The sequence below is a fragment of the Sphingomonas sp. BE123 genome (genome assembly GCF_031456015.1).
Lineage (GTDB): Bacteria > Pseudomonadota > Alphaproteobacteria > Sphingomonadales > Sphingomonadaceae > Sphingomonas.
The window spans coordinates 1133043-1159934 of sequence record NZ_JAVDTW010000001.1 but is presented as its reverse complement, the minus strand read 5'-3'; the positions used below and the strand labels follow the sequence as shown (position 1 = coordinate 1159934).

General features: G+C 66.7%; 23 protein-coding genes. 12 read left to right on the top strand and 11 right to left on the bottom strand.

Annotation, left to right across the window (positions count from 1 at the left end; all coding sequences use genetic code 11):
• Positions 1-17: 17 nt before the first annotated feature.
• Positions 18-2279 (bottom strand): beta-glucosidase, encoded by a 2262-nt coding sequence (locus tag J2Y54_RS05880; protein WP_310037718.1) that lies wholly within the window; start codon positions 2277-2279, stop codon positions 18-20.
• Positions 2280-2498: 219 nt separating this feature from the next.
• Between J2Y54_RS05880 and J2Y54_RS05875 the strand changes: the two genes are divergently transcribed.
• The 8 genes from J2Y54_RS05875 (at position 2499) to J2Y54_RS05840 (ending at position 13672) form a co-directional block, all read left to right on the top strand.
• A complete protein-coding gene (locus tag J2Y54_RS05875; RefSeq protein ID WP_310037716.1) occupies positions 2499-5465 on the top strand; it encodes a TonB-dependent receptor in 2967 nt (988 codons plus the stop codon).
• 113 nt (positions 5466-5578) lie between these two features.
• Positions 5579-7108 carry a tryptophan halogenase family protein gene (locus J2Y54_RS05870; RefSeq protein ID WP_405052901.1) on the top strand — a complete coding sequence of 510 codons (1530 nt, stop codon included), beginning with the start codon at positions 5579-5581 and terminating at the stop codon, positions 7106-7108.
• Entirely contained in the window at positions 7105-7833 is a 729-nt protein-coding gene (locus J2Y54_RS05865) for a SapC family protein (RefSeq protein WP_310037712.1), read from the top strand. Before J2Y54_RS05870 ends, J2Y54_RS05865 begins: the two co-directional genes overlap by 4 nt.
• Positions 7826-8857, top strand: a complete 1032-nt coding sequence (locus tag J2Y54_RS05860; protein ID WP_310037709.1) for a cupin-like domain-containing protein — start codon at positions 7826-7828, stop codon at positions 8855-8857. Before J2Y54_RS05865 ends, J2Y54_RS05860 begins: the two co-directional genes overlap by 8 nt.
• 8 nt (positions 8858-8865) lie before the next feature.
• Positions 8866-10353, top strand: a complete 1488-nt coding sequence (locus J2Y54_RS05855) for a tryptophan 7-halogenase (protein WP_310037707.1) — start codon at positions 8866-8868, stop codon at positions 10351-10353.
• On the top strand, positions 10353-11399 hold the full coding sequence (locus J2Y54_RS05850; protein WP_310037705.1) for a substrate-binding domain-containing protein: 1047 nt from the start codon (positions 10353-10355) through the stop codon (positions 11397-11399). The genes J2Y54_RS05855 and J2Y54_RS05850 overlap by 1 nt, the downstream gene beginning before the upstream one ends.
• A gap of 801 nt (positions 11400-12200) precedes the next feature.
• On the top strand, positions 12201-12944 hold the full coding sequence (locus J2Y54_RS05845; protein ID WP_310037702.1) for an NUDIX domain-containing protein: 744 nt from the start codon (positions 12201-12203) through the stop codon (positions 12942-12944).
• Positions 12941-13672, top strand: coding sequence for an extensin family protein (locus J2Y54_RS05840; protein ID WP_310037700.1), 732 nt, complete (start codon positions 12941-12943; stop codon positions 13670-13672). The genes J2Y54_RS05845 and J2Y54_RS05840 overlap by 4 nt, the downstream gene beginning before the upstream one ends.
• A gap of 151 nt (positions 13673-13823) precedes the next feature.
• Here J2Y54_RS05840 and J2Y54_RS05835 read toward each other — a convergent pair whose 3' ends face one another.
• Positions 13824-14375 carry a hypothetical protein gene (locus J2Y54_RS05835; protein WP_310037698.1) on the bottom strand — a complete coding sequence of 184 codons (552 nt, stop codon included), beginning with the start codon at positions 14373-14375 and terminating at the stop codon, positions 13824-13826.
• 464 nt (positions 14376-14839) lie between these two features.
• On the opposite strand from J2Y54_RS05835, the gene J2Y54_RS05830 reads away from it, so the two are divergent.
• Positions 14840-15385 carry a CHAP domain-containing protein gene (locus J2Y54_RS05830; RefSeq protein WP_310037696.1) on the top strand — a complete coding sequence of 182 codons (546 nt, stop codon included), beginning with the start codon at positions 14840-14842 and terminating at the stop codon, positions 15383-15385.
• A gap of 13 nt (positions 15386-15398) precedes the next feature.
• Here the strand turns inward: J2Y54_RS05830 and msrB are convergent, their stop codons facing one another.
• From msrB to J2Y54_RS05810, 4 genes are all read right to left on the bottom strand, one after another.
• Positions 15399-15887, bottom strand: coding sequence for a peptide-methionine (R)-S-oxide reductase MsrB (gene msrB / locus J2Y54_RS05825; protein WP_310037694.1), 489 nt, complete (start codon positions 15885-15887; stop codon positions 15399-15401).
• A 79-nt stretch (positions 15888-15966) separates the two neighbouring features.
• Positions 15967-17196 (bottom strand): cytochrome P450, encoded by a 1230-nt coding sequence (locus tag J2Y54_RS05820; protein ID WP_310037693.1) that lies wholly within the window; start codon positions 17194-17196, stop codon positions 15967-15969.
• Positions 17197-17298: 102 nt separating this feature from the next.
• Positions 17299-18543 carry an ABC transporter permease gene (locus J2Y54_RS05815; protein ID WP_310037691.1) on the bottom strand — a complete coding sequence of 415 codons (1245 nt, stop codon included), beginning with the start codon at positions 18541-18543 and terminating at the stop codon, positions 17299-17301.
• Positions 18540-19466, bottom strand: a complete 927-nt coding sequence (locus tag J2Y54_RS05810; RefSeq protein ID WP_310037689.1) for an ATP-binding cassette domain-containing protein — start codon at positions 19464-19466, stop codon at positions 18540-18542. The genes J2Y54_RS05815 and J2Y54_RS05810 overlap by 4 nt, the downstream gene beginning before the upstream one ends.
• A 41-nt stretch (positions 19467-19507) precedes the next feature.
• Between J2Y54_RS05810 and queG the strand changes: the two genes are divergently transcribed.
• Positions 19508-20551, top strand: coding sequence for a tRNA epoxyqueuosine(34) reductase QueG (gene queG / locus J2Y54_RS05805; RefSeq protein WP_310037687.1), 1044 nt, complete (start codon positions 19508-19510; stop codon positions 20549-20551).
• 10 nt (positions 20552-20561) lie between these two features.
• Positions 20562-20897, top strand: coding sequence for a hypothetical protein (locus J2Y54_RS05800; RefSeq protein WP_310037686.1), 336 nt, complete (start codon positions 20562-20564; stop codon positions 20895-20897).
• Here J2Y54_RS05800 and J2Y54_RS05795 read toward each other — a convergent pair.
• Together J2Y54_RS05795 and J2Y54_RS05790 are read right to left on the bottom strand one after the other, a co-directional pair.
• The gene (locus tag J2Y54_RS05795) at positions 20894-21271 is read right to left on the bottom strand and encodes a hypothetical protein (RefSeq protein ID WP_310037685.1); all 378 of its coding nucleotides are present in this window, start codon (positions 21269-21271) and stop codon (positions 20894-20896) included. The two genes, J2Y54_RS05800 and J2Y54_RS05795, sit on opposite strands and share 4 nt — an antisense overlap.
• Positions 21272-21273: 2 nt before the next feature.
• On the bottom strand, positions 21274-21951 hold the full coding sequence (locus tag J2Y54_RS05790) for an EI24 domain-containing protein (RefSeq protein WP_310037684.1): 678 nt from the start codon (positions 21949-21951) through the stop codon (positions 21274-21276).
• Between the two features lie 97 nt (positions 21952-22048).
• Between J2Y54_RS05790 and J2Y54_RS05785 the strand changes: the two genes are divergently transcribed.
• Positions 22049-23044 carry an adenosine kinase gene (locus J2Y54_RS05785; RefSeq protein WP_310037683.1) on the top strand — a complete coding sequence of 332 codons (996 nt, stop codon included), beginning with the start codon at positions 22049-22051 and terminating at the stop codon, positions 23042-23044.
• A gap of 67 nt (positions 23045-23111) precedes the next feature.
• On the opposite strand, the gene J2Y54_RS05780 is transcribed toward J2Y54_RS05785, so the two are convergent.
• From J2Y54_RS05780 to J2Y54_RS05770, 3 genes are all read right to left on the bottom strand, one after another.
• The gene (locus J2Y54_RS05780; RefSeq protein ID WP_310037682.1) at positions 23112-24647 is read right to left on the bottom strand and encodes an amino acid carrier protein; all 1536 of its coding nucleotides are present in this window, start codon (positions 24645-24647) and stop codon (positions 23112-23114) included.
• 127 nt (positions 24648-24774) lie between these two features.
• Positions 24775-26355, bottom strand: a complete 1581-nt coding sequence (locus tag J2Y54_RS05775; RefSeq protein WP_310037681.1) for an amino acid permease — start codon at positions 26353-26355, stop codon at positions 24775-24777.
• Positions 26356-26468: 113 nt separating this feature from the next.
• On the bottom strand, positions 26469-26891 hold the full coding sequence (locus tag J2Y54_RS05770; RefSeq protein WP_310037680.1) for a histidine triad nucleotide-binding protein: 423 nt from the start codon (positions 26889-26891) through the stop codon (positions 26469-26471).
• Position 26892: the final 1 nt, after the last annotated feature.

The window sequence follows — 26892 nt, the reverse complement described above, 5'->3', positions numbered from 1 at the left end:
TACCCGTTTTCCGATGGCTAGGGCTTCATCGTCGCCGCGTCGAGCGTGGTGGTGAGCGTCATCGATCGGTCCGTCGCATCGCGGGCGATGGCGACGCGATAGCTGCCCCCTGCGATCCGCCAGCCGGGCAGGCTGGTGTCGTAGTCGGCAAGGATGCGCGGCTCGGCCGTCAGCGTTACGCGACGCGATTCGCCCGGGTTCAGCGTCACGCGCTGGAACCCGGCGAGCCGCATCGGCTTGCCCGATCCGTCGCGGGTCACATAGAGCTGCGGTACGTCCGCACCGGCGCGCTGGCCGGTGTTGGTGACGGTGAAGCTGACGGTCAGCGTCTTGCCCCCGCTTACCTGCGGCTGGGCATAGGCGAAACTGGTGTAGCTTAGCCCATGGCCGAAGGCGAAGAGCGGCGTGTTGCCCTGCTTTTCATACCAGCGATAGCCCACGTCGCTCCCCTCCTGATATGTGACCGGAAAGGTCTTGAGGCTGAAATCGCCGCCCGCCGCCGGATTGGCCGCAGCCGCGCGCTCAAGCCCGCTGAGCAGGTCGAGGCCGACGGGGGTGGGACGCGGCGCCTGTGCCTCGCGCGCGGGGAAGGTGATCGGCAGGCGGCCCGACGGGTTGACCTTGCCGGTCAAGATATTGGCGATCGCCTCGCCGCCGCGCTGGCCGGGGTACCAGGCCTGCAGCACGGCCGGGACCTGTTCGATCCACGGCATCGTCACGGGACCGCCGGTGGTGAGCACGACGACGGTTTTGGGCTGCGCCCGCGACACCGCACCGATCAGCGCATCCTGATGATCGGGCAGGCGCAGATTGGGGACGTCGTCGGCTTCGGTGGTCCATTGCGTGGCGAACATGATGACGATGTCGGCCTTGGCTGCGGCGTCGAGCGTCGCGTTCAGGTTGCGGCCATCGGTGAACTCGACCTGGGCGCCCGGCGCCGCCTTGCGCAGCGCGGCCACGGGCGAGGAGGCATGGTAGGTGATCCGCGCGAACGAGGCCGAGCCACCATAAGCGAGCGGGATTTCGATCGGCGCGCCGCCGACCGATCGCACTTGGCTGGAGCCACCGCCCGACAGCACGCCGACATCCGCGCCGCCGCCGATGACGAGGATCCTCTTCGCGCTCGCCGCCAGCGGCAGGATGCCCCCGTCATTCTTGAGCAGGACGATCCCGGCTTCGGCCGCGCGCTGCGCCACGTCGGCATTGGCGGCATAATCGATCGGCTGGGCGGTGGCGGGGGCGGGCGTGTCGAACACGCCGGTCTGGATCAGCCCCGTCAGATAGCGTGCGACCATGTCGTCGAGCCGCGCCATCGGCACCTCGCCCTTTTCGACCGCGGCCTTCAATGGCGCGTCGAAGAACATCGCCTTGTCCAGTTCCTGGCCCGATTGCTGGTCGAGCCCCGCCATCGCGGCCTTCACCGTGGTGTGCACACCGCCCCAATCGCTCATCACCCAGCCGGGATAGTTCCAGTCGCGCTTGAGCACCCGGTTCAGCAGGAAATCATTCTCCGACGCCCAATGGCCGTTGACCTTGTTGTACGCGGCCATCACCGATCCGGGCTTGCCCTTCTCGATCGCGATCTGGAACGCGAGCAGGTCGCTCTCGCGCAATGCCGCCTCGTCGATCTGCGCATCGAGCACCATGCGGCCCGTCTCCTGCGCGTTGAGCGCGAAATGCTTGATCGTGGACACGATGCGATTCGACTGGACGCCCGCGATATGCGCGCCGCCCAGCTCGCCGGCGAGCAGCGGGTCTTCGCCCAGATACTCGAAATTGCGCCCGCCCCATGGGTCGCGCGTCAGGTTGACGCCGCCCGCGAGAAGCACGTTGAAGCGCTTGGCGCGCGCCTCTGCGCCGATCACCGCGCCGCCCGCGCGCGCGATCTCGGGGTCGAAGGTCGCGGCGGTGGCGAGGCTGGAGGGGAGGGCGGTGGCGACATCGCCCTTGCGCTGTTCGACCTGGTTGGCGACGCCGAGCGAGGCATCGCTTTCGCGCACCACCGGAATGCCGACGCGCGGCACGCCGTCGATATGCCCCGCCGACGGGATCAGGTCTTCGCGCGTCTTGCCGCCGGCCATCGGCGGGAACAGGCCATGGACCAGCAGGATCTTTTCATCGAGCGTCAGCTTCGCGACGATCGCGTCGGCCCGGGCCCGCGCCTGCTTGGCCGGTACCGCCGGCTTGGCGGCGGTGCTGCGCGCCTCCTGGGCGACCGAGGTTGAGGTCAGCGCACTCAGCGCGGCCGCCGACAACAATGCCGCAATCATCCTCGTCATCCATCACTCTCCCGGTCTGTGCTGCGCCGCGCTTTGCTCTGTCGGGCGCCGCTTGCGCACCAGACAGCATGAATTGAGAACGTTCACAATAGCGGATTTCGGCGCTTTCCCTATTGGCCTGCCACGAATGTCGTCGCTTGACAACGTTGTACAACAGGTTCAAGTGAACGTTCTCAAAGCAAGCGCGAATGGCGCGCGGCTGGATGGGGAGGATTGGGGATGCGTGACCTTAAGGCGCGCGCGCTTTCGCGACTGGTGATCGGCGTTTCGACGCTGGCAATCGCGACCGCGCCGGCATTTGCACAGGATGTGGACGCGGCAGCGCCGGCGGATGAGGGCGAGGAAATCGTCGTCACCGGTATTCGTGCCAGCCTTCAGGCTGCGGTCGACATCAAGCGCGACGCACAGGGCGTCGTGGATGCGATCTCGGCCGAGGATATCGGCAAGTTCCCCGACACCAACCTTGCCGAATCGCTGCAGCGCATCACCGGCGTGTCGATCGACCGCTCGAACGGCGAAGGTTCGACCGTCACCGTGCGCGGCTTCGGCCCCGAATATAACCTCGTCACGCTGAACGGTCGCCAGATGCCGACCTCGACGCTGGGCGATGGCGCCAGCGCGCCCGCGTCGCGCTCGTTCGATTTCGCCAACCTCGCTTCGGAAGGCATTGCCGGCGTCGAGGTCTACAAGACCGGCCGCGCCGCTGTCGCCTCGGGCGGTATCGGTTCGACCATCAACATCAAGACGCCGCGTCCGCTCGATCGTCCGGGCATGCGCGGGTCGGTGTCGGTGAAGGGGGTGCTCGACACCTCGCTCAACGAAGGCGACAAGATCACCCCGGAAGTGTCGGGCGTGTTCAGCACGACCTTCGGCGTCGAGGACCAGATCGGCATCCTCGTCTCGGGCGTCTATCAGAAGCGCAACGCCAGCGTGAACACTGGCTCGGTCGGCTTTGGCAACTCCTTCCTAGGCAACGAGAATGACTGGGGTACGCTCGGGCCGGAGGGGCCGAATGTCGTCAATCGCCCGGGTCCGACCGAAGTCTATGAAGTGCCGCAGAGCGCGGCCTACAACCTCACCGATATCGAGCGTGAGCGCATCAACGGTCAGGTCGTGCTGCAGGTCCGCCCGATCGACTCGCTCACCGCGACGTTCGACTTCACCTATTCGCGCAACCGCGTCGAGGCACGCGACAGTAGCGTCGGCATCTGGTTCAACTTCGGCGACACTTCGTCCGAATGGACCGACGGCCCCGCCGCCGGTCCGGTCTTCTACACCGAGCGGTTCGGCCCGGGTAAGGACCTGTCGTACAGCGGATCGCTGACCGCAAACGAGTCCGAGAACAAGTCGTTCGGCGGCAACCTGAAGTGGGAAGCGCCCGGCGGCGTCACGATCACGCTCGACGCGCATCATTCGACCGCGGAATCGAAGCCGACCAACCAGTATGGCACCAGCACCTCGGTCGGTTCGGCCGTGTTCGGTGTTGCATCGCAGACGGTCGACTTCACCCAGCAGCTGCCGGTCCTGTCCTACACGATGCAGCCGGGGATCGACGCGCTGAACCCGGCGCTGATCACCGCGACCGGCAACTCGTTCCGCAACGCCTATTTCAAGGACGAGATCAATCAGGTCCAGCTCAATGGTCGCTATGACCATGACGGCGATTTCCTCGATTCGATCGACTTCGGCTTCTCCTATGTCGAGAACAAGGTGCGTTCGGCCTATGGCTTCGTCCAGAACGATACCTGGGGCGGCCTGGGTACCGCGGCGGATCTTCCCGACGATCTGTTCACCCTGGTCTCGCTGCCCGACAAGTTCCCGGGCCTGAGCGGGTCCGACGCGGGCATCATTCCGGCCTATTACCGGTTCGATTTCGAGCGGATGGTCGAAATCCTGAACAACCGCTTCGGCGTCTGCGGCGGCGACGGCAACTGCCTCGCTCCCTATGAAACCGATCGCCGGATCCAGGAAAAGACGATCTCGCCGTTCGTCCAGATCAACACGAAGTTCCAGGTCGGCGCGGGTGATGCGCACATCATCGCCGGTGTCCGCTACGACCAGACCACGGTCGCGTCGGCATCGCTGACGCCGATCCCGGTCGGGACCTCGTGGAACGCGGCGGGCGAGTTCAACATCAACTATGGCACCGCCAGCGACTTCCTGACCACCAAGGGCAGCTACGACAACTGGCTCCCGGCGATCGATTTCGACATCGAGCCGATCGAGAACGTCAAGTTCCGTGCGTCGTACAGCCACACCATCACCCGCGCCGACTATAACAGTCTGCAGGGCGGTCTGACGCTCAACCGTCAGTTCGGCATCGCCGGCGGCGGCGGGCTTCAGGGCAACCCGAACCTGGTGCCGTTCCTGTCGCGCAACATCGATGTGTCGCTGGAATGGTATTACGCCCCGGCCAGCTACGTTTCGGCCGGCTATTTCCGCAAGACGGTGAAGAACTTCATCAACTCGCAGGAAGTGGAGCGGTCGGCATTCGATCTGCGCAATCCGGCCGATGGTCCGCGCTTCCGCGCGGCACAGGCGGCGCTGGGCGGCACCACCGACGTTTCGCGCATCCGCGACTATATCCTGCGCAACTTCAGCGGGGTTGAAGTCACACGCGATGCGATGGGGCAACCGATCCTCGACGTGAACGGCTATTACCAAGGCCGCATCTTCGGTCTGCCCGAGGACGGGCTGGTCGACTTCCGGGTCGGCACGCCGTTCAACTCGGACCAGACGGCAACGCTGTACGGCTTCGAGTTCGCGATCCAGCATGCTTTCTGGGACACCGGCTTCGGTACGCAGCTCAACTACACGATCGTGCGTGGCGACGCCGAGTTCGACAACGCCGCCAACCCCAATATCGGCCAGTTCGCGCTGGCGGGGTTGAGCGACAGTGCGAACGCGGTGCTCTACTACGACAAGGCCGGGCTGCAGGCGCGCGTCGCGTATAACTGGCGCGACAAATTCTACGCCGGCGGCAATCCGAACCCGACCTATGTCGAAGCCTATGGCCAGTTCGATGCCAGCATCAGCTACGAGTTCCTGCCGGGCCTCACCGCTTATGCCGAGGGCATCAACCTGACCGGTGAAGGCCGCCGCGGCCACCGCCGGAACGAGAATATGGTGACCTTCGCTCAGCCGGGCTTTGCCCGCTACATGGGCGGCATTCGCTTCAACTTCTGACCCGTTCCCCCCCGGGCCACCCTCCAGCGAGGGTGGCCCTTTTTTTCGGGGGTGCCATAACGCGGATCGGCCGGACTGAAGCGGCAGGACTATTGCGGACGGGACAGGCACAGGTGGGTGAGGGCGCGACACGGATCGTCATCGCCGGCGGGGGCACCGCCGGATGGCTCGCGGCCTGCCTGCTCGCCGCGCGCGTCCCCGGCGCGACGATTACCCTGGTCGAATCGCCCGATGTGCCGACGATCGGCGTGGGGGAGGGGACCTGGCCGACCATGCGGCGCACGCTGCAGCGGATCGGCATCGACGAAGCGGCGTTCCTCACCGCGTGCGACGCCGCGTTCAAACAGGGGTCGCGCTTTGTCGGCTGGACCACCGGACTGCCCGGCGATTCCTATTACCACCCCTTCACCCCACCCGCCGACAGCGACGCGCGCGCACTGGTGCGCGGCTGGCAGCAGGCGCTGCCGGATCAGCCATTCGCGTCGGCCGTCTCGGTTCAACCGCGCATCTGCGACCTCAACCTCGCCCCGCGCCAGCGCGCGATGGCGGGCTATGGCGGTGCGCTCAACTACGCCTATCATCTCGACGCGGCCAAGCTGGCTGCATTGCTCGCGCGCCATGGGGTCGACCGGCTTGGGGTCCGCCATGTCCGCGATCACATCACCGGGGTCGATGCGGCGCCCGATGGCGATCTGCGCGCGCTGCGCACCCGCGATCACGGGGCGATCCCCGGCGACCTGTTTCTCGACTGCACCGGCCATGCCGCGCTGCTGATCGGCGGGCAGTTCGACGTGCCGCTGATCGATCGCAGCGATGTCCTGTTCAACGATCGCGCGCTTGCCGTGCAGGTTCCGGTGGCGCCCGGTTCGCCGATCGCGTCGCAGACCGACGCCACCGCGCATCGCGCCGGCTGGATCTGGGACATCGGCCTGCCCACCCGGCGCGGGGTCGGGTGCGTCTATGCCTCGGCCTTCATGGACGATGATGCGGCGGCGGAAGCGCTCGCCGCCTATCTCGGACGCGATCCGGCTGAACTCGGCGCGCGCCGGCTGACCTTCCGGTCGGGGCACCGCGCGCGCTTCTGGGAGCGCAACTGCGTGGCCATTGGCCTGTCGGCCGGGTTCCTCGAGCCGCTCGAGGCATCGGCGATCGTGCTCATCGAACTCGCGCTGGACGCGCTGGTCGCCAATTTTCCGGCCCAGCGCGGGGTGATGGATATCCAGGCGCGTCGCTTCAACGCGCTGTTCCGCTATCGCTGGGACCGCATCGTCGAGTTTCTGAAGCTTCATTATGTGCTCAGCCAGCGCGATGACCCTTATTGGCGCGCGCACCGCGACCCGGCCTCGATCCCGGACCGGCTGGCCGAGCTGCTGACGCTGTGGCGGCACCAGCCGCCGGCAGCGACGGATTTCGATGCGGTCGACGAGATTTTCCCCGCGGCCAGCTATCAATATGTCCTGTACGGCATGGGCCATGCCGCGCCGCCGGCGGGGCCGGTCGGCGTCGATGCCGATGGTGCGATCCGTGCCATGGCGCAGGCGAGCCAGCGCGCCCGCGCGCTTGCCGCCAGCCTGCCGACCAACCGTGCCTATCTTGACGCCCTGCGCGCCGCCGCGCCACGCACGGCGATGGAGACCCTATGACCGATCACCAAGTCCTCACTGCCGAAGCCCATGCCGGGCTGCGCATTCGTCGCGATCGCGGCGCGGATCGCGGCGATGCCGTGATGTCGTGCGTCACCGTGCCCGACGAATTTCGCCAGGTTCAGGCGCATTACCCGATCCTGTTCCGCCGCAATATCGAGCGTGACGAGATCGTCGCGGTTGCGCTGTTCGGGTTTGAGGAGGGCGAGAATCTGTTCCTCGACGGTGCGCACTGGGATGCCGATTACGTCCCGCTGGCGATCGATATCCAGCCGTTCCTGATCGGCGGCGCGCCTGGTGCGAGCGGTGCCAAGCAGGTGCATGTCGACATGGCCAGCGCGCGGATCGCCGGCGCTGGCGCCGCCGATGAAGGGGTGCGCGTGTTCGACGAACATGGCCGCCCGACCCCCTATCTCGAAACCGTGGCCGAACAGCTTGGCGCGCTTGACGCGGGGTGGCAGGGCGCGGCCGATTTCTTTGCGGCGCTCCGCCGGCACGACCTGCTAGAACCGCTCACCTTCGAGATCACGCTCGACACCGGTTCCACGCATCGGCTGGTCGGATTCCATGCCGTGAACGAAGACCGCCTGCGCGCACTCGACGGCGACGCGCTGGGTGAGCTTCATCGCGACGGGCATCTGATGCCGCTGTTCATGGCGGTCGCGTCGATTGGCAAGATCGCGGCGCTGGTCGGGCGCAAGAACCGGCGGATGGCCGATGGCTGAGGCCGATCCCGGCCTGTTCAGCGGCCTGGCCGCGGTGCCGGAGGTCGCGGTGGCGGACGCTGCCGCGCTCGACGCGCAGCTGCGCGTCGCGACCGCGCCCTTTGTGGTGCGCGGGCTGGTGCGCGACTGGCCGCTGGTCCAGGCCGGGCTGGAATCGGGCCGCGCCGCGCGCGACTATCTGCTGCGCCGCCGCCGCGACACGCGCTTCACCGTTTCGGTGGGACAGCCGGGCAGCGACGGGCGGCTGTTCTACGACGCGGCGATGGGCATGAATTTTCAGGTCGTGCGCGCCAAGCTGCCCGAGATTTTCGCCAAGATCGACGCGACCGAGGGCGATCCCGCCGCGCCGCCAATCTACCTTGCCTCGATCGACGTGCATGATTTCTTTCAGGGGCTGCACGCCGAAAACCAGGTCGATCTGGGCGACCGGCAATGCCTCGCCAGCATCTGGATCGGCACGCGCACGCGTATCGCGGCGCATAACGACATGCCGGCGAACCTCGCCTGCGTTGCCGCCGGACGCCGCCGCTTCACGCTGTTCCCGCCCGAACAGTTCCGCAACCTCTATCTCGGTCCGCTCGACAATACCCCCGCCGGGCGCACGGTCAGCATGGTCGATTTCAGCAATCCCGATTTCGCCGCGCATCCCAAGTTCCGCGAAGCGCTGGCGCATGCGCAGGTCGTCGAGCTGGAGCCCGGCGACGCGCTGCACATCCCGTCGATGTGGTATCACCATGTCGAGGGGCTGGAGCCGTTCAACATCCTGCTCAACTATTGGTGGCGCGACACCCCGGCCTGGCTCGGCACGCCGCAGGACGCACTCAACCACGCGCTGCTCGCGATCCGCGACCTGCCGCCGGCGCAAAAGGCGCATTGGCGCGACCTGTTCGACCATTATGTGTTCGACAATGACGATGCGGTCACCGCGCATATCCCGGAGGGTGGGCGCAGCATTCTCGACCCGCTGACTCCCGACACCGCGTCGCGCATCCGCACCTATCTGCTGCGGCAGCTCAGCCGATGAGGAACCCCATGATCAAGCGTATCGTCGTCGCCGGTGGCGGCACCGCCGGATGGATGGCCGCCGCCGCACTGGCGCGGACGATGGGCCCCACCGTTGATGTGACCCTGGTCGAATCCGAAGCGATCGGCACCGTTGGTGTCGGCGAGTCCACGATTCCCCCGCTCGTCGTCTACAACCGTCTGCTCGGGATCAACGAGGCCGAGTTCATGCGCGCCACCCAGGCGACGTTCAAGCTCGGCATCCTGTTCGACAATTGGAAACAGCCCGGCGACCGCTATTTCCACAGCTTCGGCTACACCGGAAAGGATCACTGGGCCGCCGGCTTCCAGCATTACTGGCTGGAGGGCCGCGCGCGCGGGCACACTCAGTCCTATGACGATTACTGCCTCGAACTCGTTGCCGCGCTGCAGAGCAAGTTCGCGCAGCTCCCCGACAACAAGGTCAACTACGCCTATCAGCTCGATTCCGGCCTCTACGCCCGCTTCCTGCGCCAGATGGCGGAGGCCGACGGCGTCACCCGGATCGAGGGCAAGATCGCCCGCGTCGAACTGAACGGCGAGACCGGCGACATCGCCGCGCTGGAGCTCGACGGCGGCCGCCGGGTCGAGGGTGACCTGTTCCTCGACTGCACCGGCTTTCGCGCGCTGCTGATCGAGGGCGCGCTGCACGCCGGGTATGACGACTGGACCCATTGGCTCCCGTGCGACAGCGCGATCGCGTTGCAGACGCCCAATGTCCGCCCGCCGGTTCCCTATACCCGGGCGATGGCGCATGATGCCGGCTGGCAGTGGCGCATCCCGCTCCAGCACCGCACCGGCAACGGCATCGTCTATTGCAGCCGCTATCTCGACCATGACGCCGCGCTCGAACGGCTGCTCGGCAATATCGAGGGTGAGCCGCTCACCCCGCCCAACAGGATCCGGTTTCAGACCGGCGCGCGGCGCAAGCAGTGGCACCGCAACTGCATCGCCATCGGCCTGTCGGGCGGGTTCATGGAGCCGCTTGAATCGACCTCGATCCACCTGATCCAGCGCGCGATCCTGCGCCTCATCCGGATGATGCCACAGGGCGCGATCAGCCCGCGCGACATCGCCGAATTCAACGACCAGCAGTTTCAGGACATGGAGCAGATCCGTGACTTCCTGATCCTGCATTACAAGGTCACCGACCGCCGCGACTCCCCCTTCTGGCGCCAGTGTGCCGCGATGGACGTGCCCGACAGCCTCGCGCAAAAGATCGAGCTGTTCCGCGAAACCGCGCGCGTGTTCCGCCGCAATGAAGAGCTGTTCGCCGAAAACAGCTGGGTTCAGGTGATGCTGGGGCAGGGGATTGAGCCAAAGGCTTGGCACCCGATCGCGGGCCGGCTCAACGATGATGAGCTCGACCGGCTGCTTGGCATGATCCGCCAGGACGTCGCGCGCACCGTCGCCGGGCTTCCCGCCCATGCCGCCTATGTCGCCCGCTATTGCGGCGCATCCGAGCCCGCAGCGGCCTGATGGCGCGTCGCAAGCAGGCGGTCACGATCAAGCATGTTGCAGCGGACGCCGGGGTCTCGCTGCAGACGGTGAGCCGCGTAATCAACAAGGAGCCGAACGTTCGGCCCGAGATGATGGAACGCGTGCAGGCCTCGATCGCCAAGCTCGGCTATGTTCCGTCGATCGCCGCGCAGCGGATGAGCGGGTCGCGCTCCTATCTCATCATGGCGCTCAACGATCGCGAACGCACGATTGAGGGCTGGAAATCGCGCGAGGGCACCGACTGGGTCGATCAGATGCTGCTCGGCGGCATGCTCACTTGCGCCGAACATGGCTATCGCCTGATCGTCGAGCTGGTCGACACGCACAGCGACCATATCGAGCGTGAGCTGTCCGCCGCCATCGCCGCGCTTCAGCCCGACGGCGTGCTGCTGACCCCGCCGCACTCGGCGAACCCTGAGATCATCGCGCTGCTCGACGCGGCGGGGATCGATCTGGCGCGGATCGGCTCGCTCGCGCCGGGGCCGGGCTTCCGGCTGACCATGGGCGACGATCTTGCCGCAGCGATGGCGACGCGGCACCTGATCGAGCTGGGCCATACGCGGATCGGCTTCATCGCCGGGTCGCTCGAATATGAACTCAGCGGCTGGCGCGTCGATGGCTGGCGCGCGGCGATGGCCGAAGCGGGCCTCTCCACCGAAGGGATGCTGGCGCAGGGCGATTTCAGCATCGAATCCGGTCGCCTCTGCGCCCCGCAGCTGATCGACGCCGGTGCCACCGCGATCATCGCCAGCAACGACCAGATGGCGCTGGCCACGCTGGAAGTCGCGCGCGCACGCGGTCTGTCCGTTCCCCACGACCTGTCGATCGTCAGCTTCGACGACACGCCGGTGGTCCGCTTCGCGCATCCACCGTTCACCGCGGTCGAACAGCCGATTGCGGCGGTGACCGCGCGTGCAGTGGAGCTGATCATCGGCGCACGCGCCTGCCGCGCCGCGCTGGACACGCCGGTGGTCGTCACCCCGTCGCTGACCGTCCGCGAATCGACCGCACCGCCGCGGTCCTGACGGCCCCAGACCGCTCGTCCTCACCGCCCAGATGCTGCGTGCAGCGGCGGCGGTGTTTCGGACTGCGCCGAGGGAGCGGGTGGGCGGGGAGCAGGCGGTGTTGTTTTAGGGGGGCTTGGGTCGTTAGCTGCCGTTCGGCGCTGTCACCCGGAATGGGTGCTGCGAGTTCCGGCGGACGAACTCGTCAACCTCCCGCAAGCGCTCTGGGAACGGCTCTACCTCTCGCCAGCGCGTGTGATTCACAAAGCGAAATCCCGCAAACCAAAGGGCGCGAACCTTGGCCCATTGCTCGTTGTCGGATTTCTTGGGCACCTTGAACGCACGCCCCATTGAATGAAGCGTGACGCCACATTCGGGGCACTTGCCAATCGCCTCGTCCGGCAACTTCCACGACTTCTGACAGTCGAAGCAGGCGTGGGGCCAAAGGCAGATCGGCCCTCGGTGGTAGGGAACGCCTGTCATCACAGGCAGCGCTCTGTTCCCCGTCGCGCGACGAAGCTCCATTCGCTCTTCTTTAGACGGGGGGTTGAGCCATCTGTGCAATATGCGATGATCCGGCGACTTTCCGCAAGGGCGCTGCCATAGCGTTCAGGCTCGCAGACAAATGTAGTCACGCAACCAACCCGTCACCCCCGCGAAAGCGGGGGCCCATCTCCCGGACAATGCTCGAAACGCACCGGTTCGATGTGCCGATCCTGCAGGAGATGGGCCCCCGCCTTCGCGGGGGTGACGAAACGGGCTTAGTCGCCGCGTCACCACACACATTGCCCATCCGCCCCCCACCCCATACACCTCTCCCCAATGCCCGAAGACCTCACCCCCATCCCCGCCGCAACCCTCGTCGTCTTCCGCGAGCGTAGCGACGGCCCGCCCGAGTTGCTGATGCTCGAACGCTCGGCGGCGATGCGGTTCGCGGGTGGGGCGGTGGTGTTTCCCGGCGGGCGGGTGGATGCGGGCGACCACGCCTTTGCCGCGACGCTCGACGGCGACCCCGACGACCTTGCCGCGCGGGTCGCGGCGGTGCGCGAAACCATCGAGGAGGCCGGGGTGGCGATCGGCGTCGATCTGCCCGACCTGCCCGCCGCACGGCGCGCGCTCTATGACGGCATCCCGTTCGGGGAGGTGATCGCGGGCGGCACCTTCAACCCCGCCGCGCTCACCCCCTTCGCGCGCTGGCTGCCGCATCAGGGCGTCGCGCATCGCATCTTCGACACGCGCTTCTACCTCGCGCGCTGGCCCGACGGCGCGCCCGATCCGGCGGTGGACGGCAATGAAAACAGCCAGCTCTTCTGGTCGAGCGCGCGGGACACGCTCGCCGCCGCCGATGCGGGCAAGGTGCGGATGATTTTCCCCACGCGCCGCAACCTTGAGCGGCTGGCATTGTTCAACAGCTTCGACGATGCGGTCGCCGATGCGCGGGCGCATCCGATCGAGACGATAACCCCCTGGATCGAGGTGCGCGACGGCGTGGACCATCTCTGCATTCCCGACGGGCTGGGCTATCCGGTCACGTCCCAGCCGCTCACCGCCGCACTGCGCGCATGAAGGCGCTGCGCACCACCGTCGGCGCGGTCATCATCGCCGCGCTGCTGCTGACGCTGGCGCTGCTCGTCTATGCGATGCTGCGCAACCGGCCCCAGGATCTGCCCTGGACCAAGCTCGACCTGTCCCAGCCCATCGGCATGTTCACCGGACGCAAGCTCACTGCCCTGACCGGTGATTTCCCCGCTTGCCGCGCCGTGCTCGACAAGGCCGGCATCCGTTACACCGCGCTGCCTGCGCGCATCGAATGGGAGGGGTGCGGCTATACCGACGCGGTGCGCTTCACCAAGGGCGGGCCGCGCCGCATCGGCTTTGCGCCCGCCGATCTCGGCGTGTCCTGCCCGGTCGCGGCGGGGCTGGCGGTGTGGGAATGGGAAGTCGTCCAGCCCGCCGCCCAGCGCATCTTCGGTCAGCGCGTCGCGGAGATCGAGCATTTCGGCAGCTATAATTGCCGCCGCATGTACAATCGCGAAGGCGCCAGCTGGAGCGAGCACGCCACCGCCGACGCGGTCGACATTGCTGCCTTCCGCCTCGCCGATGGCACGCGCATCACGCTGATCGGCGACTGGGCGGGGGAGGGGCCGAAAGCGCAATTCCTGCGCGCGGTGCGCGACGGCGGGTGCGACCTGTTCGCGACCGTGCTGTCACCCGATTACAATGAAGCGCATCGCGACCATTTTCACTTCGACCAGGCCGAACGCGGCGCGATGGGGTGGCGGGCCTGCCGCTAGGGCTTCCAATCCTCCCCCGCCAGGGGGAGGTGGCGCCGAAGGCGACGGAGGGGGAGGAAAGGTTGAAGCATGAAGGGGGAGGACGTCGCCGTCCTCCCCCTCCGTCAGCTGCGCTGACACCTCCCCCTTGCGGGGGAGGATCAATCGGATTTCAGTTCGGCAGCGCGCCGGTTTCGACCTTTTCCACCCATTGCGGGAAGAACGCCGGCTGGCGGTTCGACCAGCCCGACGCGGTCGCGGCGGCTTCGCTGATCGACTGGAGCAGCTTGCGGCGCAGGTCGGGATGCAGATGCGGCAGCGCGGCCGACGCGCAAAAGGCCGCGGGCAGCCACGGGCGGACCTCGGCGCCGACCAGTCGCTCGTACAGGAAGCGATAGGCCGAAAAGCTGGTCAGCCGGCCCTGCGACAGGTCGAACGCCGACACGGTGATCAGCGGCGCCATGAACGGTTCCATCGCGTCGAGCCCGCTATCGTCGGGGATCAGCGCGCGGATTTCGGGAAGCCGGTCATAGAGATGTGCCTGTGCCCGGATGCTCGCGGCTTCGACCACGTCGCGCGACCAGCGCTCGAGCGCGTCGTTGCGGTCGAGGCCGATGTCCAGCGCGCGGCGGATGTACCGCTGCGTCGCTGCGGCAAATCCCGCAAATTCCTTCATCTCGGCCAGGGTCATCGCCCCTTCCGCCGGCTTGCTCCGTGCACTCATCGTCTACACTCCCACCCCAACTGATGGCCCAGCACCCCGACCATGCACCCCACATGGTTAACGGCGCGATAACGTTCCGGTCGCTCCGCATTCACACTCGACCACAGCATGCGCTGCAACGCAACATCGCTGCGACGAGTGGAATGCAGGCTTTCCGGATCCGTCGCAAACCGTGCATTCTACGTAAGATAAGGCCATTCTGGCCTGGCTGTGCGTCGGAACTGACGGCATTGCGCCGCTATGGTTACCATAGGCGCCGGGCGCGCGCGGCGGTCGGCGGCGGGGGGCTTTTCGGGGGGGGCTCCGTAATCATCCCTAGGCACCTGCTGCGTCGCAACACGGCCTTCTCCGCAGGTCATCGCCCCGACGAAACGATTCATCGGATATACAGGTCCGGGGGGTGGTCAGCCCGCGACCGCCCTGCCAATCCCCATCCTAAGAGTTCGGGGAAGGGATTTTCCACCATGTTTCAGACGCTGAAAGCGCGTTTCGCGCTGATGGCCGCGCTTTGCCTGGCGACCATCGCCACGCCGGCCCAGGCCCAGTTCTGGCAGTGCGCCCCCTATGCGCGCATGATCTCCGGCGTCGAAATCTATGGCAATGCGCACACCTGGTGGGCGCAGGCCGAAGGTCGCTACGCCCGTGGCGACGCCCCGGTCGAGGGCGCGGTGATGTCGTTCGCTCCCACCGCCAAGATGCGCCTCGGCCATGTCGCGATGGTGTCGAAGGTGCTGAGCGACCGCGAAGTGCTGCTCACCCACGCCAACTGGTCGCGGCGCGGCGGCGTCGAGAAGGACGTGATCGCGGTCGACGTGTCGGAAGCGGGCGACTGGAGCCGGGTCAAGGTGTGGTTCGCCTCGAACAACGGTCTTGGCACCTCGACCTATCCGGTCAACGGCTTCATCTACGCCAAGGGCGCACCGCGCAAGGACGCGACCCCGTTCGACAACGTCACCATCGCACAGGTCGACCTCTCGATGTTCGGCATCGAGACCTCGCTGCAGAAGTAACCCCCTTCGCGGTTCACCGCGGGGTAAAGGTCAGCGCCACCCCGTTCATGCAATAGCGTTTGCCGGTCGGTGCGGGCCCGTCGTTGAAGACATGGCCCAGATGGCTGCCGCAGCGCCGGCAGATCACTTCGGTCCGGATCATCGCCAGGCTGCGATCGAGCCGCGTGGCAACAGCGTTGCGCAGCGGCGCGTAGAAGCTCGGCCAGCCGGTCCCGCTCTCATATTTGGTCCGCGAACTGTACAGCGGCAGCCCGCAGCCGGCACAGCTATAGATGCCGCTGCGCTTCTCGCCGTTGAGCGGGCTGGAATAGGGCCGTTCCGTCCCGTCTTCGCGCAGCACGCGATATTGCGCCGGGGTCAGGCGCCGGCGCCATTCGGCGTCGCTGCGCATGACCTCGAACTGCTCGCCGGCCGCTTCGCTTTCCTGCGAGGTGCAGCCGATGATGATGGCCGCGCTGCCTGCGCCTGCCAGACTGAGAGCCTGCCGCCGACTGATCAGCATCGTGCATCCGCCCCTGTGACCGCCAATGGATCATATCCATGTGGCGACGAACGCGCGCAGCGCAAGGGGTTGGGACCGTTCAGTAACGGCTGAGCTCGACCGGCATCGCCTTGTAGCCATGGACAAAACAGGCCGAGACCCGCTCGGGCTCCGCGATCACGTTCGGGCGCAGGCGGCGCTTGGCCATTTCTTCCATCAGCACGCCGATCTGCAGCTCCGCCAGCCGCGCGCCGACACAGCGGTGAATGCCATGGCCGAACGACAGGTGCCGCCGCGCATTGGCGCGGTCGACGATGATCTCGTCCGGGCGCTCGAACACGCTCTCGTCGCGATTGGCCGACAGGTACCACAACACCAGCTTGTCGCCCGCCTTGATCTGCTGCCCCATCAGCTCGGCGTCCGCCGTCGCGGTGCGCCGCATATGCGCCAGCGGCGTCTGCCAGCGGATGATCTCCTGCGTCGCGTTGGCGATCAGCGACGGGTCGGCCTCCAGCTTGGCGCGCTGCTCCGGAAACTGCTCCAGCGCCCAGGCATAGGCGCTCATCGAATTGCGCGTCGTGTCGTTGCCCCCGACGATCAGCAGGATCAGGTTGCCCAGGAACTCGAACTGATCCATCTCCTTCATCGCGTCGGAATGGATCATCATCGAAATCAGGTCCGGCGTCGGATCCTTGCCGACCTTGCTGTTCCACAGTGCACCGAACTCCGCCGCGCACTGGAACAGGATCTCGCGGCGCTCTTCCTTCTTCACCGGGTCCTTGGCGATCTCGATATCGCCGGCCCAGTCGGACCAATAGGTCAGCTTGCGCCGCTCCTCCCACGGAAAGTCGAACAGCAGCGCCAGCATCTGCGTGGTCAGTTCGATCGACACGCGATCGACCCAGTCGAACGTCTCGCCGACCGGCAGCGAATCGAGGATTTCGGCGGTGCGCTGGCGGATGTCGCCGGTCATGCGGACCATCTCGCTCGGCGTGAAGGCGGGGGCGACGGTGCGCCGCTGGCCGGTATGTTTGGGCCGGTCCATCGCGATGAACATCGGCATGCGGATATCGCCTTCCTGCAGGTCGGCGACGACGATCCCGCCCGCTTCGGACGAATACAGCTCGGGCAGCGATTCGACCTCGACGATCGGCTTGTAGCTCGAAATCGACCAATAGGGGCCGAACTCGCTCTGCTCGCATTTGTACACCGGGGCTTCGGCCCGCAGACGGCGGAACGGTTCGTGCCAGGTGTCGTCGCGGTAGAGTTCGGGGCGGGTGACGTCGAGCGGATCGACGTCCGGCATGGTTTCGAGCGCAAGGGTGGCCATGGCGATACTCTCCCGGACAGATTTGTTTCCCGGAGAGTGCCGCAACTTACAGGATTGTCAATAGCGCGTTCTGTGGGGGCATCCCCAATGGCCGGGAGCGGCTCAGGCTGCCGCAGCCGCCTTGCGCCGCCACAGCTTCGGGCTGCCCGATTGCAGCACCCCGCGCCGGAACAGCCGTGCCGCGATGCTCACCGTGATCACCACCCACAGCGCCTGCCACGCCAGCGCCGCGAAATGCCGCCAGAGCTCGGGGGAATTGGCCGCGCGCGCCGCCATGGCAAAGGGCGAGCTGAACGGGAACAATTCCGCTGCGGTGGCGAGCCAGCTGTCCGGGCTGCCGGCCGCAACCGCGGCAAGGCCGAACATCGCGACCTGGAAAATGGTGATCGGCAGCGACATCATCTGCAGCTCGCGTTGCGTCCCCGCCTGCGCGCCCAGACCCAGGAACACCGCGCCCAGCAGCATATAGGCCATCACGAAATAGGCGAAGAACAGCAGCGCATAGGGGATGAAGCCGACGGCCGGCCCGACCGTCGCCAGTTCGCTGGCCAGCCGCGCGGGCATCACGCTGGCGGCATTGGACCCCAGCCCGATGACCACCGTGCCCCAAAAGACAAGGAACAGCACCGCGACCCCGAACATGCCAAGCAGCTTGCCGAAGAACACGCTTTCCAGCGGGACCGCAGCCGCGAGGATTTCGATCACCTTGTTCGACCGCTCCTCCGCCATCGTGCCGACCACCTGTCCCGCCAGCATCAGCGAGACGATGAACAGCGCGAACACGGTGAAGAACGCCGCCTGACCCTGTCCGCTCTCCGATGCGGTGGTCCGCGACACCACTGTCTTGGTCGCCTCGCTCAGCGGCGCATCGGTCCCGGCACGCTGGGCGCGCAGAACCTGGTTTGCCAGTTCGGCCAGATATTCGGCCGAGCGCGGGCCATTCTCGACATGCAGGATCTGTGGCCGCTCCAGCGGGCCGTACAGCACCGCATAGGTATCGACGCCCTTGCGATCGATCAGCGCCTTGGCCTGTTCGCGCGGATTGGCGCTCGGCGCTTCGACGATCAGGTCGGCGGGCTGGGTTGCGAGCGAAAACATGCGGCGCAACTGCTTGTCCATCGCGATCACGGTGCGCGCCTGTTCGCCGCCGGCGATGAACACGATCCGCGATTTCGAATCGCCGCTCATCGCCATCTTCTGAGCACCCAGCCCACCCACCGTGCCGAACGCCAGCATCATCAGCGGCGCAAGCAGGAACAGCAGGAAGGTGGGTGTGAACACCGTTGCCACGAAATCGCGGCGCGCGATCGTCATCGTCTGGCGCACCAGTCGGGAAAAGCCGTTCATGCCGCTGCTGCCTCTTCCAGTGCCTGTGCGCCGACGATCTTGACGAACACATCGTGCAGCGACGGGCGCTCGATCGACAGGCCCGAAATGCCGTATCCCGCGTCGATCAGCCGCACCAGCAACGCCTCGATCCCTTCATCCGGCAGGGTGAAGCGCCAGCCGCCCTGGCCATCCGCGACCGCATCGGCGGGCAACAACGCGGCGATGCCGGCATCGGACTTGTGCGGCACATAATGCGCCTTGTGCGGCAATGTCCCGCGCGCATCGGCCATGCTGCCCTCGAACCGCACCTTGCCGCCGGCGATGATCGTCAGCCGGTCGCACAGCCGTTCGGCATGCGCCATGACGTGGGTGGAAAACAGGATCGTCGCGCCGCGATCGCGCTCGGCCAGGATCAACTTCTCCAGCCGCTCCTGATTGACCGGGTCGAGGCCGGAGAACGGCTCGTCGAGCACCAGCAGATCGGGCTGATGCACCACCGATCCCAACAGCTGGACCAGCTGCGCCATGCCCTTGGACAATTTGCGGATCTTCTGGTCGGTCGCGTGGCCGAGCCCCGCCGCTTCCATCAGCTCCACCGCGCGCTTGCGCCCGGTCTTCCAGTCCAGCCCGCGCAGCGCGCCCATGAAGGCGATGGCATGCGTCGCCTTCATGCTGGGATACAGGCCGCGCTCCTCGGGCAGATACCCGACGCGGTCGCTCATCTCGCGCGGGCGGTCGCTGCCCAGCATGGTGCGCTCGCCCTCATCCGGCTCGATGATGCCGAGCAGCATGCGCAACGTCGTCGTCTTGCCCGCGCCATTGGGGCCGAGCACGCCATAGATCATGCCCTTGGGCACCGCGATATGGACCCCGTCGACAACGCGGCGATCGCCGAAGCGCTTGACGAGACCGTGGGCGGTAACCGCCAATTCGTGCTGCAACTGGAATCCCCTCGCTTGGATTCCCGTGGTAGCGGGGGGTGATGCAGGAGCGCAAGGCACTCGAATCTCTAATCCGCGAAAAGGCGGCGGAGCTGGGCTTTGCCGCCTGCGGCTTCGCGTCGGCTGACGCCGCGCCGCTCGCCGGGAAGCGGCTGCGCGAATGGCTGGACCAGGGCCGCCATGGCGACATGATCTGGATGGAGGAGCGCGCGCACCACCGCGAAAGCCCGGCCGGCCTATGGCCCGAAGTGCGCAGCGTCATCGCGCTCGGCATGAGCTACGCCCCTGCGCAGGATCCGCTCGCGCTGGCGGGGGACGGGGACCGGGGTCGCATCTCGGTTTATGCGCAGGGCGCGGACTATCATGACGTGGTCAAAAAGGCGCTGAAGGCGCTCGGCCGCTGGCTGGCGCAGGAGGCCGGGTGCGACCTCAAGGTATTCGTCGACACCGCCCCGGTGATGGAAAAGCCGCTGTCGGAGGCTGCGGGGCTGGGCTGGCAGGGCAAGCATACCAATCTGGTCAGCCGCAGCCATGGCAGCTGGCTGTTCCTCGGCGCGATCTACACCACGCTCGATCTGGTCCCCGACACGCCGGGCCGCGACCGCTGCGGATCGTGCGATGCGTGCCAGCGCGCTTGTCCGACCGACGCCTTTCCAGCGCCCTACACGCTCGATGCGCGACGCTGCATTTCGTACCTCACGATCGAGCATAAGGGGCCGATCCCGGACGAGCTCCGCGAAGGAATCGGCAACCGCATCTATGGCTGCGACGATTGCCTCGCGGTGTGCCCGTGGAACAAGTTCGCACAGGCAGCCGCGCGTAACATCGCCTTCGCCCCGCGCGCGGAACTGGCCGCGCCACGGCTCGCCGACCTGCTCGCGCTCGACGATGCCGGGTTTCGCGAAGTCTTTTCCGGCTCGCCGATCAAGCGCATCGGGCGCGACCGCATGGTCCGCAACTGCCTGATCGCGGCGGGGAACAGCGGCGATGCGGCGCTACGCCCCGCGGTCGCGGCGCTGGTGACCGACCCCGATCCGGTGGTAAGCGAGGCAGCAGGCTGGGCACTCAACAAGCTCGGCGGATAAGGGAGGGGCCATGCGCGCATTTCAACTGTTGCTGATTGCATTGTGGCTGGTGCTGGCGGGCTATACCGGCGTGGTGATCGCGCGGCATGGCATCGACCTGCTGCCGGTGTTCTTCGGCGATATGGCAAAGCTCGCCTGGCCGGGGCCGTTCAATCTCGACTTCCTGTGCTTCCTGCTGCTGTCGGCGCTGTGGACCGCGTGGCGCAATGGCTTTTCGGCCGGCGGGCTGGCGCTCGCGCTGGTCGCATTCTTCGGCGGCGCGGGGTTCCTGCTGCCCTATCTGCTCTGGCTGACGCTGGCCGAGCGGGGCGACATGCGCGGCGTGCTGCTCGGCGTGCGGGTCTAGCGGCGCGCCCGGCTCGCGCGGATCGCCGCGGCGCAGCTTGCCTGATCGATCGGCGCGCCGTCGCGCTGGCGCGTCTCGGCAAAGGTGACCACCGGGTCGCCGCGCCCCGATTTGGGCGGGTAGAGATAGGCGTCGAGCACACAGATCGGCCCGCCAAATTGCAGCTTGCGCGCGGTGCCCTCGGTCACGTCGAGCTGAGGGCGGCCGAATTGGGCGATCAGCGCGGACGCGCTCGCCCCCATCACGCTGGTCAGCGCGGCCATGCCGGGCTGGGGCACGGGGACCGGCGCCGCGCGTCCGGGCGGCGGCGTGTTGCCGCCCGCGCCACAGGCGGTCAGAAGGGCAAGGGCGGCCAGCGCTGCAAAGCTACGCACGATCAGCGTCTCCGGTGAAACAAATGGGTTGCCATTGCCGCGCCGACGATCGGCGCGACCAGATTGGCAAAGGGGATGAAGAACAGCGCGGTTCCCGCCGCTCCGGTCGCAAAGCGCCACAGCCGCGTGGTCCCGCGCCAGCGCGTCAGCTCGGGCGCGGCCATGTGCCGCGCGGCGACCATGTCGCCCAGATCGCGGCCGAGCAGCCAGCTGTTGACCACGAAAAACGCCACCGCGGTACCGATCCCGGTGACCATCAGCACCAGATAGAGCGGCGACAGGATCAGGTTGACCAGCAACGCCCGGCCGGCCGACCCCAGTCCCATCGCCACCGATCGCGCGAAGCTGACGTCGCGGGCGCTGGCGAAGCGGTCGGGATAATGGCGCGCTTCGACCGCATGGACGACCTCGTCGGCGAAGATCCCGATCACCGCGATGGCGACGACGCGGAACAACAGCCATGCACCGAGCAGCGCCAGCAGGATCGCGGTCGCGGCGGCAAGGCTCGCCAAGCTTTGGCTGGCCGAGAAATAGCGGGTGAGCAGCTGCTCGATCCCGAACCACAGCCCGGCGCCCAGTGCGGCGAACACCGCCAGCGTCAGCAGCATCGATTTGAGGAAGACGGCAACGATTCGCTTGTCGCCGAGCTGGCCGATCGAAAGAAGCAGCGCCTGGACCATGTGGACAGCGATGCGGGGCGATGTCCGCCAAGTCAACGCAGTTGCGCCACGCCGCGCTGCACTATAGGCGCGCGACATCTATTCTCCGGAGACAAAAGTGACCGCACCCACCCATGACGTCGTCGCGATCGGCAACGCCATCGTCGACATTCTCGCCCAGGCTGAGGACAGTTTCATCGAGGAAATCGGCGTCGCCAAGGGCTCGATGCAGCTCATGTTCTCGCCCGAGGAAGCCGACGCGCTCTACGCCAAGATGGGCCCGGGACGAGAGGTTTCGGGCGGTTCGGCGGCGAACACCGTGGCCGGCATGGCCGCGCTGGGCAGCCGCACCGCGTTCATCGGCCAGGTCGCCGACGATCAGCTCGGTCAGGTGTTCGGTCATGACCTGCGCGCGACCGGCGTCGATTTCGCAACCGCCGTCCGTCCGGGCCAGCCGACCACCGCGCGCTGCCTGATCTTCGTGACGCCGGATGGCCAGCGCACGATGAACACCTTTCTCGGCGCGTCGCAGTTCCTGCCCGAAGCCGCGCTCGACCGCGACCTGATCGCGGGCGGCGCGATCCTGTATCTCGAAGGCTATCTGTGGGATCCGGAAGAGCCGCGTCAGGCGATGCGCGCTGCAATCGACATCGCCCGCGGCGCGGGGCGCAAGGTCGCCTTCACCCTGTCCGACGTGTTCTGCATCAGCCGCCACGGCGACGATTTCCGCGCGCTGATCGCCGAAGGACTCGTCGACATCCTGTTCGCGAACGAGAATGAACTGCTCGCGCTGGCGCAGGTCGAGGATTTCGACGCGGCGGTGGAGCAGGTCGCGGCGCAGGTGCCGACGCTGGTCGTCACCCGCAGCGAAAAGGGCGCGATCGCGGTCCAGGGCGGCGCGCGCGTCGCGGTACCGGCCGAGCCGATCGAAAAGGTGGTCGACACCACCGGCGCGGGCGACCTGTTCGCCGCCGGCTTCCTGCACGGTCAGGCGCAGGGCTGGGATGTCGAGAAGTCGCTGAAGCTGGGCGCGGCGTGCGCGGCCGAGATCATCTCGCACTATGGCGCGCGGCCCGAGGCGGACCTCAAGGCGGTTGCCGCGAAGCTCGGCTGAGCGTTCGATAGCAGCGCACAAAAAAAGGGCCGGGGGAAACCCCGGCCCTTTTGCTTGAAGCCGCCGATCAGTCCGGCAGTTCGTCGAGCAACTCCGCCGGAGTTTCGCGACCGTGATCCTTGCCCGCGGCGCGATGCCCCTTTGCCAGCTTGAACACGACCCCCGACAACAGCGCGAGCGCGAGCAGGTTGGGAAGCGCCATTGCCGCGTTCGAAATGTCGCCCATCCGCCAGATCAGCTCGAGGTCGACCGTGCTGGCGACAAAGATCACCACGCACCACAGCACCCGCCACAGGATGTGCAGCGCCTTTTCCCCCGTGCGCGACGCGCCGGGGAACTGGTCGTAGATGAAGGTGATCGCCCGCTCGCCATAATAGCTCCAGGTGAGCAACGTGGTGAACACGAACAGCAGCAGGGCAACCGACGCAATCAGTGTGCCGAGCGGGATGCCCGCGATCAGATAGGGGAATGCCGCCGCAAAGGCGCCCGAGGTCATGGCAAAGCCGGTCAGGTCGGACTGCCAGGCATGCTCGACCGCCGCACCGGCATGGGTGAAGTCGCCCTGAACGGTCAGCAGGACCAGCGCGGTCATGGTGCAGATCACGACCGTGTCGATGAACGTGCCCATCATCGCGAAGCGGCCCTGCAGCGCGGGGTCGCTGGTCTGCGCAACGGCATGGGCGATCGGGGTCGATCCCTGCCCTGCCTCGTTCGAGAACAGCCCGCGTGCAACGCCCGCGCGGACCGCCATGATCACCGCCGCGCCGAGAAATCCGCCCGACGCCGCCTGTGCGTTGAACGCGCCGTCGAAAATACGTCCGAACGTCTCGGGCAGGTCGCCGAAATTGAGGATCAGCGCGATGACGGCGAGCGTGAGATAGGCCAGCGCCATGACCGGCACGACCTTTTCCGCGACGGCGCCGATCGACTTGATCCCGCCGATGATCACTACGAACACCGCAACCGCGGCAATCGTGCCGCCGACCCATTCGCTCGCCCCGGTCAGTTCGGTGACCGAATCGGCGAAGCTGTTCGCCTGAATGCCGTTACCCGTCACCAGCGCCGAGAACAGCGTGCCGAGGCAGAAGACGATCGCCAGCCACTTCCATTTCGGGCCGAGGCCATAGGTGATGTAGCTCATCGGGCCGCCGCGATAGGTTCCCTCCGGGGTCCGCTCGCGAAAACGGATCGACAGCGCACCCTCGGCAAAGGCAAGCGCCATGCCGATCAGCGCGGTGATCCACATCCAGAAGATCGCGCCCGGGCCGCCCAGGGTGATCGCGGTCGCGACGCCGGCCAGGTTGCCGGTACCGACCTGGCCCGACAGCGCGGTCGACAGCGCGGCAAAGGGTGAAATCTCGCCCGCGCTCTTGTCGGCCGACTTGCGGAACAGGCCGGTAAAGGCCGACCCCAGCTTGACGATCGGATAGAAACGCAGCCCGATCATCAGATACAGGCCGATGCCGAACAGGATCACCACCATCGGCGGCAATGGCAGGATGGCCTCGCCATTCCAGCTCCCGCCCCAGATGAAGTCCGACACGTTGGTGACGTGATCGATCAGACCGACCGTTGCGGTCGTCTCGCCTGTCGCTGCGCTCATCAGAGTCCCCTGATATCCCCGAAAGCGCGAACGCTAGCGCAGTGCGGGGCGGGTGCAAGCGCTTTGCGCATGAAAAGGGGGCCGGAAGCATGTGCTTCCGGCCCCCCAGTGCGTTCGGTCTTGCCGATCAGCGGCGGTCTTCGTCGTCCACGCCCGGGATGCCGGGCGCGATGTCCTGCACCTCGCTCTCGTGCACCACGACGATGCCGCGGCCCAGATGGCTCTTGCGATAGCCATAGAGGAAATAGATCACCAGGCCGATGGCGCCCCAGATCGGCAGCACCAGCATCGCTTCGAGCGGCAGGTTGACGAACAGGAAGACGCAGCCTGCAACCGTCGCCGGGCCGACGAACCACAGGGCCGGGGTGCGGAACACCCGCTTGCGGTTCGGTTCGGTCTTGCGCAGCAACATCACCGCGATCGCGACCATCATGAACGCGAACAGCGTGCCGGCATTGGCGATGTCCGCCAGCTTGCCGACCGGCAGCAGCGCAGCGGCAAAGGCGACGACGACGCCGGTGATCGCGGTGACGATGTACGGGGTCTTCCACTTCGGGTGGATCTTCGACAGCCCCTCCGGCAGCAGGCCGTCGCGCGACATCACGAAGAAGATGCGCGTCTGGGCGAACAGCAGGACGAGGATCACCGACGGCAGCGCCACGAACGCGGCGATGCCGAGCATGTTGCCGATGCCGGAGAAGCCGATCTGACGCAGCACATGCGCCAGCGCCTCGTCCGAGCAGACGAGCGGCAGCGCATTGGCGGAGAAGGTCGCGCACTGGCGCGCCAGTTCTTCCGAACCGGCGGGGAAGGGCACGCCGTTCGGACCCATCAGTGGCTGGCCGCCGATCGTGCCGATCGCGCCGGCGGCGACGAGGATGTAGAACACGGTGCAGAACAGCAGCGACCCGATCAGGCCGATCGGCACGTTGCGCTGCGGGTTCTTGGTTTCCTCAGCCGCAGTCGAAACCGCGTCAAAGCCGACATAGGCAAAGAAGATCGTTGCTGCCGCGCCGACTGCGCCCAGGCCGGTGCCCAGGCCGCCGAACACGCCTGCCGGCAGGAACGGGTTGAACTTGTCCATCTCCACTTCGGGCAGCGTCAGCACGATGAAGGCGGTGAGCGCGGTTACCTTGATCGCGACCAGCACCGCGTTGACCTTGGCGCTTTCCGACGTGCCGATCATCAGCAGGCCGGTGACCAGCAGCGCGATGAACACGGCGGGCAGGTTGATCAGGCCACCCTCGACCCCGCCCAGCGCCAGCGGTGCACCCGACAGATAGGCGGGCAACCCGACCCCGGTAAATTCGGTAATCAGACCATTGAGATAGCCTGACCAGCCGACCGACACCGCGCTCGCCGCAACGGCATATTCGAGCACCAATGCCCAGCCCACGGTCCACGCCAGCAACTCACCCATCACCGAATAGGTATAGGTGTAAGCTGATCCCGCGACCGGGATCATCGCCGCGATTTCGGCGTAGCAGAGCGCCGCGACGATGCAGATCAGTCCGGCAATGGCAAAGGCCAGCATCAGGCCGGGACCGGCCTTCTGCGCGCCGGCGGCGGTCAGCACGAAGATGCCCGTGCCGATGATGCAGCCGATGCCGAACAGCATCAACTGGAACGCCCCCAGCGACCGGTGAAGAGACTTGCTCTCCGCCGTCGCCAAAATGGCGTCGAGAGGCTTTACGCGCCCAAAAATCATGCAATCATCCCCTTGGTCGGCGCGGCTTGTTGCCTGGTCGCCGATGATACGAACCGGCGCGAGCCTAGTCGCAAATATGCGCCGCGCAATCCCTAAGGCGCAGCGTCGTGTATTCAGCCGATGGTCGCGCCTTGGGCGAGCATCGCGTCGACGGTGCCGGGATCGACCAGCATCGGCCCCAGCATGCGCCCGGCAAAGATGTGTACGTGCAGATGCCCGACCGTCTGGTGCGCATCGGCGCCGGCATTGGCGAGCAGGCGATAGCCCGGCGCGACCAGCCCGGCATCGCGCGCCACCTTGCCCACCGCGCGGACGAACCCGGCAATCTCCGCGTCGCTCGCCCGCGCGCTGAAATCGTCCCAGCTGACATAGGCGCCCTTGGGGATCACCAGGATATGCGTTGGCGCAACCGGCGCGATGTCCGGGAAGGCGATGGCATGATCGTCTTCATAAATGCGCTTGGCCGGAATCTCTCCGCGCAGGATCTTGGCGAAGACATTCTGGTCGTCATAGGGCTGGGTCGCGTCGACGGGCATT